General features: G+C 61.4%; 10 protein-coding genes. 5 read left to right on the top strand and 5 right to left on the bottom strand.

Annotation, left to right across the window (positions count from 1 at the left end):
• Window position 1: 1 nt before the first annotated feature.
• Both purH and HMPREF3160_RS06390 read left to right on the top strand, forming a co-directional pair.
• The gene (purH, locus tag HMPREF3160_RS06395; RefSeq protein WP_070507648.1) at window positions 2-1,678 is read left to right on the top strand and encodes a bifunctional phosphoribosylaminoimidazolecarboxamide formyltransferase/IMP cyclohydrolase; all 1,677 of its coding nucleotides are present in this window, start codon (window positions 2-4) and stop codon (window positions 1,676-1,678) included.
• A 165-nt stretch (window positions 1,679-1,843) separates the two neighbouring features.
• The gene (locus HMPREF3160_RS06390; RefSeq protein ID WP_070507647.1) at window positions 1,844-4,066 is read left to right on the top strand and encodes an NADP-dependent isocitrate dehydrogenase; all 2,223 of its coding nucleotides are present in this window, start codon (window positions 1,844-1,846) and stop codon (window positions 4,064-4,066) included.
• 97 nt (window positions 4,067-4,163) lie between these two features.
• On the opposite strand, the gene HMPREF3160_RS06385 is transcribed toward HMPREF3160_RS06390, so the two are convergent.
• Window positions 4,164-4,685, bottom strand: a complete 522-nt coding sequence (locus HMPREF3160_RS06385; protein ID WP_070490047.1) for a gamma carbonic anhydrase family protein — start codon at window positions 4,683-4,685, stop codon at window positions 4,164-4,166.
• Window positions 4,686-4,730: 45 nt separating this feature from the next.
• Entirely contained in the window at window positions 4,731-5,669 is a 939-nt protein-coding gene (locus tag HMPREF3160_RS06380; RefSeq protein ID WP_256174086.1) for an HNH endonuclease family protein, read from the bottom strand.
• 54 nt (window positions 5,670-5,723) lie between these two features.
• Between HMPREF3160_RS06380 and HMPREF3160_RS06375 the strand changes: the two genes are divergently transcribed.
• Complete coding sequence (locus HMPREF3160_RS06375; protein ID WP_070507643.1) at window positions 5,724-6,869, top strand: methyltransferase domain-containing protein; 1,146 nt, start codon at window positions 5,724-5,726, stop codon at window positions 6,867-6,869.
• A 16-nt stretch (window positions 6,870-6,885) separates the two neighbouring features.
• On the opposite strand, the gene purU is transcribed toward HMPREF3160_RS06375, so the two are convergent.
• Entirely contained in the window at window positions 6,886-7,764 is an 879-nt protein-coding gene (gene purU, locus HMPREF3160_RS06370) for a formyltetrahydrofolate deformylase (protein ID WP_052048275.1), read from the bottom strand.
• A gap of 202 nt (window positions 7,765-7,966) precedes the next feature.
• Here purU and glyA point away from each other — a divergent pair, with 202 nt between their 5' ends.
• Both glyA and HMPREF3160_RS06360 read left to right on the top strand, forming a co-directional pair.
• Entirely contained in the window at window positions 7,967-9,256 is a 1,290-nt protein-coding gene (gene glyA / locus HMPREF3160_RS06365; protein WP_070507641.1) for a serine hydroxymethyltransferase, read from the top strand.
• A gap of 9 nt (window positions 9,257-9,265) precedes the next feature.
• Window positions 9,266-10,150, top strand: coding sequence for a bifunctional methylenetetrahydrofolate dehydrogenase/methenyltetrahydrofolate cyclohydrolase (locus tag HMPREF3160_RS06360; protein ID WP_070507639.1), 885 nt, complete (start codon window positions 9,266-9,268; stop codon window positions 10,148-10,150).
• Window positions 10,151-10,280: 130 nt separating this feature from the next.
• Here the strand turns inward: HMPREF3160_RS06360 and HMPREF3160_RS06355 are convergent, their stop codons facing one another.
• Window positions 10,281-11,738 (bottom strand): catalase, encoded by a 1,458-nt coding sequence (locus tag HMPREF3160_RS06355; RefSeq protein WP_035754910.1) that lies wholly within the window; start codon window positions 11,736-11,738, stop codon window positions 10,281-10,283.
• 43 nt (window positions 11,739-11,781) lie between these two features.
• The gene (locus HMPREF3160_RS06350; RefSeq protein ID WP_052048276.1) at window positions 11,782-12,240 is read right to left on the bottom strand and encodes a Fur family transcriptional regulator; all 459 of its coding nucleotides are present in this window, start codon (window positions 12,238-12,240) and stop codon (window positions 11,782-11,784) included.
• Window positions 12,241-12,346 lie beyond the last annotated feature (106 nt).

Genomic DNA, 12,346 nt, shown 5'->3' with positions numbered 1-12,346 from the left:
CGTGACCGTTCAGGATTCCACGCCCACGACTGTTCCGATTAAGCGTGCACTGATCTCTGTATATGACAAGACCGGTTTGGAAGATCTAGCCCGCGGCCTGCATGAGGCCGGCGTTGCGATTGTCTCTACCGGTTCTACTGCTGGCCGTATCGCTGATGCGGGCATCCCGGTGACTGAGGTCTCTGAGGTGACGGGGTTCCAGGAATGCCTTGAAGGCCGCGTGAAGACGTTGCATCCGCGGGTTCACGCCGGTATTCTGGCGGACCGCCGTAAGGATGATCATGTTCAGCAGCTCAAGGATATGGAGATTGAGCCGTTTGATCTGGTGGTTGTGAACCTGTACCCGTTCGTTGAGACGGTGCGTTCGGGTGCCGACCAGGACGCGGTGATTGAGCAGATCGACATCGGCGGCCCGTCGATGGTGCGTGCGGCCGCTAAAAACCACCCTTCGGTTGCTGTGGTGGTCAACCCAGAGTTCTATGGCCAGGTGGTTGAAGCCGCCCGCGGCGAGGGTTTCGACCTGGCGACCCGCCGTCGTCTGGCTTCGCTGGCCTTTGCTCACACTGCCGCTTATGACAATGCGGTTGCCGCGTGGACTGCGGCGCAGTTCGGTGATCCCGAGGCCGCGGAGGCCCCGGTCTTCCCGCCGTATGCGGGCTTGTCGCTTGAGCGTGCCGAGGTTCTGCGTTACGGCGAGAACCCGCACCAGCCGGCAGCGCTGTATGTTGATCACGCGGCTTCCCCGGGTATTGCTCAGGCTGAGCAGTTGCACGGTAAGGCGATGAGCTACAACAACTATCAGGACGCGGACGCGGCAGTGCGTGCCGCCTATGACTTCGATGAGCCAGCGGTTGCCGTGATTAAGCACGCGAATCCGTGCGGCATCGCGGTCGCGACCCCGGGCGCTGAGGACCCGATCGCTGATGCGCACCGTAAGGCTCACGCAACCGATCCGTTGTCTGCTTTCGGTGGTGTGATCGCGGCTAACCGCCCTGTCACGGCGGGTATGGCTCGCACGGTTTCTGAGATCTTCACCGAGGTTGTTGTCGCCCCGGGCTTCGAGGACGAGGCCGTTGAGATCCTTTCGAAGAAGAAGAACATCCGCTTGCTGAGCCTGCCCGAGGGCTTCACGCAGGACACGGTCTCGATCCGGCAGATCTCCGGGGGCGCACTGCTCCAGACTACCGATCAGCTCGATGCCCCAGGCGATGACCCAGAGACCTGGACCTTGGCCGCAGGCGAACCAGCCGATGAGAAGACCCTGGCTGATCTCGCATTCGCGTGGCGTGCTCTGCGTTCGGCTAAGTCGAACGCGATCCTGCTCGCCAACGATGGCGCCGCGGTCGGCATCGGTATGGGCCAGGTTAACCGCGTGGATTCCTGCCGGCTCGCGGTCGAACGCGCCAACACCCTCGGCGTCACGGTCGCATCCGACGTCAACGCCGCAGGCGGTGCTGAGGCCGACGCCAACGCACAGTCGGAGGAACGCGCACGCGGTGCCGTGGCCGCATCGGACGCTTTCTTCCCGTTCGCTGACGGCCCGGAGGTCCTGATCAACGCCGGTGTGCGCGCGATCGTCCAACCGGGAGGATCGGTGCGTGACCAAGACACGATCGACGCGGCGAACAAAGCCGGCGTGACGATGTACTTCACCGGCGAACGCCACTTCTTCCACTAAAGAAGCCAGCTAGAGAGGCCGGTACGGTTGATTGCTCGTGAACGCGTGTTCGGCAATAAACCTCACCGGCCTTCTTGCGACCATCTAGAATAGAAGCGAGTGTGCCCTGCCAAGCCCAGGGCACAAGTCAACTCATCAGCGACTGTTGAGGGAGAACGCCACCACATGGCAAAAATCATCTATACACACACTGACGAAGCGCCGATGCTGGCCACGCACTCGTTCCTGCCGATGGTTGAGGCTTTCGCCTCCCAAGCGGACGTGCCGATGGAGACCCGCGATATTTCGCTGGCTGGCCGCATCATCGCAACGTTTTCTCACTTGCTCCCGGAAAACCAGCGCATCAACGATGCACTGGCCGAGCTGGGCGAGATGACCCAGAGCCCGGACGCGAACATCGTGAAGCTACCGAACATTTCGGCTTCCGTTCCACAGCTAAAGGCAGCCGTTGCTGAGCTGCAGGGGCAGGGCTATGACCTGCCGGACTTCCCAGATGAGCCAAAGACTGACGAAGAGCGCGAGATCCGTGAGCTCTACGGCAAGGTCATGGGTTCGGCCGTGAACCCGGTTCTGCGTGAGGGTAACTCTGACCGCCGCGCACCGCAGTCGGTCAAGAGCTACGCGAAGAAGAACCCACACTCGATGGGTGAGTGGACTAAAGAATCCAAGACCAACGTCGCGACGATGGGCAAGAACGACTTCGCGTCCAACGAGAAGTCCGTTGTCCTGGAGAAAGACGACGAACTCACCATCCGCTTCACCCCTGCCGGTGGCGAGGCTAAGGTTCTCAAGCCTGCGTTCAAGGTGCTTGAAGGCGAGGTTGTTGACGGTACCTTCATGTCTGTGAAGGCGCTCGATGCGTTCCTCAAGGAACAGGTTGCACGCGCTAAGGATGAAGGCATCCTGTTCTCCGCGCACCTCAAGGCGACCATGATGAAGGTCTCCGACCCGATCATCTTTGGCCGCGTTGTGCGCGCATACTTCGCTGACCTGTTCGCCAAGTACGGCGAGAAGCTCGCTGAAGCCGGTTTGTCCCCGAACAACGGCCTGGCCTCGATCATCTCCGGCTTGGATTCCCTCGACTCCGAGACGGCCGAAGGCGTCAAGGCTGAGATCGAGAAGGCCTACAACGAAGGCCCAGCGATCGCGATGGTCGATTCCTCGCGCGGGATCACCAACCTGCACGTCCCATCGGACATCATCGTTGACGCATCCATGCCAGCGATGATCCGCACCTCCGGCCAGATGTGGAACGCGGACGATAAGACCCAGGACACCCTGGCGATCATCCCAGACTCCTCCTACGCGGGCGTCTACCAGACCGTGATCGAGGACTGCCGCGCCAACGGTGCATTCGACCCAGCAACCATGGGTACCGTCCCGAACGTCGGCCTCATGGCCCAGAAGGCCGAAGAGTACGGTTCGCACGACAAGACCTTCCAGCTTGAGGAAGACGGCACAGTTGAGGTCGTCAACTCCGCGGGCGACGTCCTGATCTCCCACGAGGTTGAGGCCGGCGACATCTGGCGTGCATGCCAGACCAAGGACCTGCCGATCCGCAACTGGGTTGAGCTTGCAGTTGAGCGCTCCCGCCAGTCCGGTATGCCAGCTGTGTTCTGGCTCGATGAGAACCGCGCACACGATGCGAACCTCATCGAGAAGGTCAACACCTACCTCAAGGACCTCGACACCGACGGCCTGGACATCCGCATCCTCGCCCCGAAGGAAGCAACCCAGTTCTCGGTGGACCGCATCCGCAAGGGTGAGGACACCATCTCGGTGACCGGTAACGTCCTACGTGACTACCTGACCGATCTGTTCCCGATCCTCGAGCTCGGCACGTCTGCGAAAATGCTCTCGATCGTCCCGTTGCTCGCTGGCGGTGGCCTGTTCGAGACCGGCGCTGGCGGTTCCGCACCGAAGCACGTCCAGCAGCTCGTTGAAGAGAACCACCTGCGTTGGGACTCCCTCGGCGAGTTCCTCGCTTTGGCTGAATCCTTCGAGAAGTTCGGCCGCCAGACCGAGACCCCAGCAGCTGAGGTTCTCGGCCGCGCACTCGACGCAGCGACCGGCACGTTCCTGGATGAGAACAAGTCCCCATCCCGCAAGGTAGGCGAGCTCGACAACCGCGGCTCCCACTACTACCTGGTCCGCTACTGGGCTGAAGAGCTCGCCAAGCAGACCGAGGACGCACGCCTCGCGGAGGTCTTCGCACCTGTTGCGAAGGCACTGGTTGAGAAGGAAGAGCAGATCATCTCCGAGCTCAACGGCGCACAGGGTGTGGCTGTTGAGCTGGGTGGCTACTACCGCCCAGACGAGAAGAAGGTCTCCGAGATCATGCGGCCATCCGCAACCCTCAACGAGATCATCGACGGCCTCAAAGCTTAAGTTTCTCGCTGATACAGCGAACGGGCGGCGTGACCACATGGTCACGCCGCCCGTTCGTTTACACGTCAGTGTGTTTGTGTGGCAGCGCCGCAGTGCTTTAGCTGCTTAGCGCTGCTGCGTGGCGGCGAGCCAGGCCGACGTAGGTTTCAGCGGACGTTGAGAGTGCAGCGACTTCCTCGTCGGTCAGTTCGCGGCGAACCTTCGCAGGAGCCCCGGCGACCAGCGAGCGCGGAGGGACCTCCATACCCTCCAGAACCAGCGCGCCAGCGGCGATGAGCGACTGCTCGCCGATGACCGCGCCGTTCATGATGGTCGCCGACATCCCGATGAGCGTGCCATCACCCACCGTGCAGCCGTGCACCACTGCGGCGTGGCCGACCGTAACGTCATCGCCGAGCGTGCACGGGTACTCAGGGTCAGCGTGGACCACCACGTTATCCTGCAGGTTGGTGCGGGCGCCGATGCGGATCGGCGCGGAATCCCCACGGACTGATACCCCATAGAACGCCGAAGAGTCTTCTGCTAAAACTGCATCGCCACTTACCGTGGCGGTTGGGGCTAGGAATGCGGCAGCGCCCACGTCAGGGGTGCCGTTATCGAGTGCAATGATGTGTGCCATGTAGCAAGCCTACTGACGCAGGCCCACTCTTGCATCCAAAGCCGTTCAGTCTTGTTTCCAGGAGCTCGGCATCTCTGGAGCATCCTGGGGATCGAACCCTTCGGTAGGCACGGTTTGGTCGGGGCAGCGTTTCAGGACCTGTTTCATCGCGTCCTTTTCAGCCTGGGTGACCCACAGTTTATAGCGGGACTTCACGGCGATCTGGCGGGCCACCATCGGGCACCTGTAGGACTTATTGGGTGGGAGCCAGCTTGCGGCGTCGCGGTCAGATTTCTGCTGGTTGAGTGGCCCGGAGACCGCGAGCAGGTTCAGCGGGTCATTCGCGAGCAAGATCCGTTCGCGTTTGCTCAAGTTCTGGGCGCCCTTCTGCCACGCGTCAGATAACGCTACGACGTGGTCGATCTGGACTGCCTCGGAGGTGCGGGGGCCGCGCTGAAAGTTGATCATGTCGCCCGAATACGGGTCACGTAGGACACCTTTTTCGACGCCGCAGCGGCCTTGTTGGGTGATATCGCTCAGGTCTCGCTTGAGGATGTCGTCGCGGGTGCGGCAACCGTTACGGTCGGTATCGAGCCACGCCCGCCCGAAAGACTCTTTACGGTTATAGCCGGTCTTAGGTGCGCGGCCCTTGACCTCGAGGGTCTCCAGGACCGCTGCCGCATTATGAGACCGCGCGGGATCAGTGGCTTTATTGTCACCCGGCGCGGTTTGGGACGGCGCTGCTTTGGAAGGCGCGGTTTTGGAAGGCGCCGGCGTGGAGGGTGCGGTCGCGCTGGGCTTGCTTTCACCCGGCGCGGTTTCATTCGGTGCGGTTGAACTACCGTTGATGGAGAGCTTGCCGATCACGAAAATCAAGAGCGCAGTCACAGCAAGGGCCATGAGTTTGTTAAATGTTTTCTTGAATTTTCGTGAGGCGCCAGACTTTCGTTGCATACCGAGCATCATCCACCAACCCGCGCTCGCGCCGCGAGTTCGGCTCGCCATGCACGCGTATGTGAAGCATCACGCAACGGGATCTACCGCCATAATGGATGCATCATGCAGTGCGATTATTACGATGCGGGAGTGTGTTTATCCTGCACGCTCATTCAACAGCCCTACGCCCAACAGGTTGAACTCAAACAGAGCCAGGCTCAAACGTTGCTCGAGCCGTACGGGCCAACGGCCTGGCTTGAACCGTTCACTGGGCCTGAGCAGGGCTACCGCACCCGCATCAAAATGGTGGTGGGCGGAACCTATCGACGCCCGACTTTCGGGATCCTCGACCGGGAGCGCCGCGGTGTGGACTTGCGCGAATGCAGGGTGATCCACCCGGAACTGACCCGCATGTTCGGGCTCATTCACTCGCTCATCCGCATCAGCAAACTCGCCCCGTATTCCGTCCCCGAGCGCGCCGGAGAGCTCAAACAAGTCCACATGACGTTGAACGAGGCCGGGCAGATCATGCTGCGCTTCGTGATGCGCTCCCGCGCCGGCGTCAAAGCCTTGCGGCCGAACCTGGCAGGATTCCTCGAAAGAGCCCCGCACATCGTGACCGTGACAGCCAACCTGTTGCCGGATCACGTCGCGCTCGCCGAGGGAGAAGAAGAAATCCATCTAGCCGGTGAAACCACGTTCCCGCTCACGATCAGCCGCCTGCCGTTGCGGGTTCGTCCGCAAGGGTTTGTGCAGACTAATCAGGCGGTTGCCGAGGGGCTTTATGCCCAGGCGGGGGAGTGGATCGCAGCGGCCTCGCGGGACAGCCACGTAGGGCCTCCGGAGACCGTGTGGGATCTGTATGCGGGCGTCGGCGGTTTCGGGTTCACAGCGGCCCAGGCCGGGGCCGGGCACGTGATCGGCGTTGAGACCTCTGTCGAGGCGGTCGCTGCCGGCAACGCCGCGGCAGCCGAACAGGGAATCAGCGAGGTCGAGTTCATCGCGGCTGATGCGACGCAGTGGGTTCGCGAGAAACCTGCGCCAGAGCTCATCATCGTCAATCCGCCTCGGCGCGGACTAGGTCCAGACCTGCCCGTGTGGCTCAACGAATGCGAAGCCGAGAGCATCATCTATTCGAGTTGCAACCCCACCACGCTCGCCCGTGACCTCGCCGCGATGAGCAACTGGAGCATCGAGCAGGCGCGCTTGTTCGACATGTTCCCTCAAACCCCGCACATGGAGGTCATCGCGCTGCTGAGCAGGTCTTAGTCGAAAACGGCAGGGCTTAGTCGAAGACAACAGTGCGGTGGCCGTCCAGGAGCACGCGATGCTGGGCGTGCCACCGTACCGCGCGCGCGAGCGTCTGTGCCTCGGTAGCGCTACCTTGCTGCACGAGTTCTTCCGGGGTGCGGTCGTGACGCACCGGGGTCACGGCCTGGTCGATGATCGGGCCTTCGTCGAGGTCGCTGGTCACATAGTGCGCGGTGGCGCCGATGAGTTTGACACCGCGGGCATGCGCCTGGTGGTACGGCCGGGCCCCCTTGAAGGAGGGCAGGAACGAGTGGTGGATGTTGATCGCCCGGCCAGATAGTTCGTTGCAGAGCTCATCGGAGAGGATCTGCATGTAACGGGCGAGCACCACGAGGTCGATCTCGTGCTCAGCAACAAGCTCACGCAGCTTCGCCTCGGCGTCTGCCTTGGTGTCTTTCGTGACTGGGATGTGCGTGAACGGTACGCCATAAAACTCAGCGAGCGGCTTCAACGCGGTGTGGTTGGAGACAATGAGCGGCACCTCGATCGGCAGGTAGCCTGCGTGCTGGCGGCTCAACAACTCTTCGAGCGCGTGCGGGGCCTTTGAACACATGATGAGGGTCCGCAGTGGCGCGTCCGCGTCCCACACCTTCAAATCCATCTGGAACTGCTGAGCGACCGCGCGGAGATGAGCCTCGACATCGACGGTGGGCAGACACACGTCCGCTTCAATCCGCATGAAGAACGTGCCGGTCTGGTCAGAACCGTACTGCTGGGATTCCACGATGTTGCCGCCGGCTTGAAACAGCGCCCCGGTCACGTGGTGGACGATGCCCGGCTGGTCTGGGCAGGACAAGCTCACCACAATACGGTGGCTGCTGTTGACATCGCGGTGGCTAGTTTTGCGCTCCATAGGGTTCACGATAGCGGGGGCTTGCGGTGGGGTTGCTATTCGTTGAGTTGGTGCGTCGAGTTATGTTCGGTGTCTGATGGGTGTTCACGGGCTAGAATGGAGGCGTCCGCCGTGTGTTCACTCGACACCTCACGTGCCGGGTGCCGCGGCATCGCTGTTGCCGAACACCAACGAGCGCTAAGCGCTGCACAGGAGAGGCCCCGTGTCACAGACTTCCGATGTCACTAATCAGCCGCTTGCTGAGGTTGACCCCGAAATCGCTGCCCTGATCGATCAGGAATTGGGGCGTCAGCGCGACACCCTGGAAATGATCGCTTCTGAGAACTTCGCTCCGCGCGGTGTTTTGGAGGCTCAGGGCTCGGTTCTGACGAATAAGTATGCCGAAGGTTATCCGGGGCGCCGCTATTACGGCGGCTGCGAATACGTGGATCAGGTTGAAGACCTGGCGCGGGACCGCGTCAAGGCCCTGTTCGGCGCGGGTTTCGCCAACGTTCAGCCGCACTCGGGAGCTTCCGCCAACGCCGCCGCGTTGGCGGCGATGATCAACCCAGGCGACACGATGCTGGGCCTTTCGCTCGCTCACGGCGGCCACTTGACGCACGGCATGAAGCTCAACTTCTCCGGCAAGCTCTACAACGTTGCCGCTTACGAAGTAGACCCGGAGACGTTCCGCATCGACATGGATAAGGTGCGTGAGCAGGCTCTTGAGGCCCGCCCGAACGTGATCGTTGCTGGCTGGTCGGCGTACCCTCGCCAGCTGGATTTCGAGGCCTTCCGTTCGATCGCCGACGAGGTTGGCGCGCTTCTGTGGGTTGATATGGCGCACTTCGCTGGCCTGGTGGCGGCTGGCTTGCACCCGAACCCGGTGCCGGTTGCTGACGTGACGACCTCGACCGTCCACAAGACGCTCGCCGGCCCACGCTCGGGCGTGATCTTGTCCAACACCGCTGAGATGTCCAAGAAGATCAACTCTGCAGTGTTCCCTGGCCAGCAGGGCGGCCCGCTCATGCACGCGATCGCCGGTAAGGCTGTTGCGTTCAAGGTTGCCGCTTCTGAGGAGTTCAAGAACCGCCAGGAACGCACGCTGAGCGGTGCGAAGATCCTCGCCGAACGGCTGACCGCCAAGGACGTTGCCGACACGGGTGTTTCGGTTCTGACCGGCGGCACCGACGTCCACCTGGTCCTGGTTGACCTGCGCGAATCCGAGCTCGATGGCCAGCAGGGCGAAGACCTGCTGCACGAGATCGGCATTACCGTCAACCGCAACTCTGTCCCGTGGGATCCACGCCCGCCGATGGTGACCTCCGGCCTGCGCATCGGCACCCCGGCTCTGGCGACCCGCGGCTTTGGCGACAAGGAGTTCACCGAGGTCGCTGACATCATCGCGGTTGCTTTGCGTGACGGCAAGAACGCTGATGTTGATGCGTTGCGTGCCCGCGTGGATAAGCTCGCCGCTGACTTCCCGCTCTATCCTGGCCACGAGAACTGGTAAGGGGGAGTCATGACGGCAGTAAAGCTTGATGGGCGCGCGGCGTCCAAGGCGATCAAGGAAGAGCTCGCTGAGCGTATCGCGGCGCTCAAGGAACAGGGTGTGACCCCGGGGATCGCTACGGTCCTGGTGGGCGCTGACCCTGCCTCGCAACTGTATGTGGGGATGAAGCACAAGCAGTCGGTGGCGTTGGGCATGAACTCGATCATGCGTGAGCTACCTGCGGATGCGACCCAGGAAGACGTTGAGGCTCTGATCGATGAGCTCAACGCTGATGAGTCCTGCCACGGCTACATCGTTCAGTTGCCGTTGCCGAAGCACCTGGATACGGATGCGATCTTGGAGCGGATCGATCCGAAGAAGGACGCGGATGGCCTGCACCCAACGAATCTCGGCAAGCTGGTGCTCAACGTCAATGACCCGATCGACACCCCGTTGCCGTGCACCCCGCGCGGTGTGATCGAGCTTTTGACTCGCAACGGTGTTGAGATCGCGGGCAAGCATGTTGTTGTTGTGGGCCGCGGTGTCACGATCGGTCGTCCGATCGGCTTGTTGCTGACCCGCCGCGAACACAACGCGACCGTGACCCTGACCCACACCGGAACCAAGGACATGAGCGAGCACTTGCGCCGGGCCGACATCGTGGTTGCCGGCGCGGGCGTCAAGCACATGATCAAGGCTGAAGACATCAAGCCGGGTGCCGCGGTGCTCGATGTTGGGGTCACCCGCGAACCGGACCCTGAGGGCGGCCGCGATAAGGTCTATGGCGACGTCGACCCGGCGGTTGAAGAGGTAGCAGGTTACCTTTCGCCGAATCCGGGTGGTGTGGGCCCGATGACGGTTGCGTTGCTCATGACCAACGTTGTTGAAGCCGCGGAGCGCTCCCTCAAGAAGTAGAGAACACATCAAGAGGGGGAATCGAGCCGGCTAGCGGAACGAAACCTCGCTTGATACGCGAAGTGGGGGCGTCCAAACAGTTTGAACTGTTTGGACGCCCCCACTCGTTTAAGCGGTAGGCCGCGTCAGCTTACTTGCGGACGTTGCCTTCGATGCGCTGGCCGACTTCTTCGTCGATGTTCTTCCAGTACTCGATCGCGTTGGAGAGGACTGGCTCTACAACGTCGGCGAGTGCGCCGGATACGGTCTCGACCAGGCGGTCACGGGCCGCGTCGTCGAAGACGTTGCGGACCAGGTCGTGTGCCTGCGAGAAGTCGTCGTCGTCCTTGCGGAGTGTGTAGGCCGCGCGGGTCAGGTCGCCGTCAGCTTCCCAACCGTTGTCGACCGGGCCCTCTTCATCCGACCACGAGTCACCGAAGGAGTTCGGGGCGTAAACGGAGCGAGCACCGGTGTGCTCGTACCACATGTTGCCCTCGAAGTTGTAGGTGTGGACGTCGTTGATTGGACGGTTGACAGGTAGCTGCTGGAAGTTGGTGCCGATGCGGTAGCGCTGTGCATCCGCGTAGGCGAAGTTACGGCCCAGCAGCATTTTGTCTGGGGAGTTACCGGTACCTGGAACCATGTTCGCTGGGGAGAAAGCAGCCTGCTCGATCTCAGCGAAGAAGTTCTCAGGGTTGCGGTTCAGCGTGAAGGTACCGACCTTGTGGCGAGGGTAGTCACCCAGCGGCCAGATCTTGGTGAGGTCGAATGGGTTCAGACGGTAGGTCTTAGCCTCTTCGTACGGCATGATCTGAACGTGCATGTCCCACTTCGGGTAGTCGCCGTTCTTGATTGCCTCGAACAGGTCGCGGCGGTGAGCCTCGGCGTCGGTACCTGCCAGGTGCTCTGCTTCCTCGTTGGTGAGGCCCTCAACACCCTGCTGGGAAAGGAAGTGGTAGCGAACCCAGAAGCGCTCGCCTTCAGCGTTGACCCACAGGTAGGTGTGGGAGCCGTAGCCGTTCATGTGGCGGTAGCTCTTAGGGATACCGCGGTCACCCATGAGGTAGGAGACCTGGTGTGCGGTCTCTGGGTTCTGGGTCCAGAAGTCCCACTGCATCGTGTTGTCGCGCAAGCCGTTTTCAGGCAGGCGTTTCTGCGAACGGATGAAGTGTGGGAACTTCATTGGGTCGCGCACAAAGAAGACTGGGGTGTTGTTACCGACGAGGTCGAAGTTGCCCTCTTCGGTGTAGAACTTGAGCGCGAAGCCGCGAACGTCACGCCACGTGTCTGGGGAGCCGAGCTCACCAGCAACCGTGGAGAAACGAGCCAGCATCGGGGTCTTCTTGCCAGGCTGCAGGAAGTCAGCCTTGGTCCACTTCGAAACGTCCTCGGTGACCTCGAGCTCACCGAATGCGCCGGAACCCTTTGCGTGTGGGCGGCGCTCTGGAACGTTCATGCGGTTGAAGTGTGCCAGCGTCTCGACCAGGTGGTGGTCGTGCAGGACGATCGGGCCGTCCTGACCAACGGTCAGCGAGTTGCGGTCGCTGACCGCGGGGATGCCGGCTTGGGTGGTTGAACCAGTGCCGTGGGGCTTGGTGTTCTCAGCCATGTTGCTCCTTTACTTGGATGAGATTGAAACTTTGTGGACGACCTTATGCTTCTTTGCAGTCCTCGCAAAGACCGCGGTAGAGAACCTCCGCCACGTCAATGTCGATGCCGTGGGTGTGTGAAGGTTCAAGGCACGGGGCGTGCCCGAGGGCACACTCCACGTCCTCAAGTCTGCCGCATTTCACGCACTGAACATGGTGATGGTTATCCCCGGTCTCCACCTCATACAGGGTGGGGGAGTTAGGGACTTCCACGCGCCGTAACAGCCTCACGTTCGTGAGGTCATGCAGGATCATGTGCGTGGTTGAAAGCGCTAACTGGGGTAGAGCTTCCGATGCGTACTTGTGGATCTGTTCTGCCGACGCATGGGATGACGCGGCTGTTGCTCGCATCACCGCCATCCGTTGCTTGGTGACACGGCGATTATGCGCTTTGAGCGTGTCCGCCCATGAGCGTTCACGGTCGTCAACAGGTGAAGCCGCCGTGATCGGTCCGAGTGTCATGCAACACACTCTAGCAAATTATTCTGAATAATTCAGAATAAGAAATGAACTCTTGGCGTCTCGGTAACAGCGTGGTGAGCGATGAGGCGGGGTGTTCGTTGCGACC

It is taken from the genome of Arthrobacter sp. HMSC06H05, from assembly GCF_001807395.1.
Taxonomy (GTDB): Bacteria; Actinomycetota; Actinomycetes; order Actinomycetales; family Micrococcaceae; genus Pseudoglutamicibacter; species Pseudoglutamicibacter albus.
Note: the sequence above shows the minus strand (reverse complement) of the source record. Positions and strands in the feature narration are given on the sequence as shown.

Excerpts from the sequence above, each read along its gene's own strand:
- HMPREF3160_RS06385 (WP_070490047.1), bottom strand. The coding sequence starts at position 4,685 with ATGGCACACATCATTGCACTCGATAACGGCACCCCTGACGTGGGCGCT.
- HMPREF3160_RS06380 (WP_256174086.1), bottom strand. The coding sequence starts at position 5,669 with ATGGCGAGCCGAACTCGCGGCGCGAGCGCGGGTTGGTGGATGATGCTC.
- HMPREF3160_RS06350 (WP_052048276.1), bottom strand. The coding sequence starts at position 12,240 with ATGACACTCGGACCGATCACGGCGGCTTCACCTGTTGACGACCGTGAA.
- HMPREF3160_RS06390 (WP_070507647.1), top strand. The coding sequence starts at position 1,844 with ATGGCAAAAATCATCTATACACACACTGACGAAGCGCCGATGCTGGCC.
- purU (WP_052048275.1), bottom strand. The coding sequence starts at position 7,764 with ATGGAGCGCAAAACTAGCCACCGCGATGTCAACAGCAGCCACCGTATT.
- HMPREF3160_RS06355 (WP_035754910.1), bottom strand. The coding sequence starts at position 11,738 with ATGGCTGAGAACACCAAGCCCCACGGCACTGGTTCAACCACCCAAGCC.
- HMPREF3160_RS06375 (WP_070507643.1), top strand. The coding sequence starts at position 5,724 with ATGCAGTGCGATTATTACGATGCGGGAGTGTGTTTATCCTGCACGCTC.
- HMPREF3160_RS06360 (WP_070507639.1), top strand. The coding sequence starts at position 9,266 with ATGACGGCAGTAAAGCTTGATGGGCGCGCGGCGTCCAAGGCGATCAAG.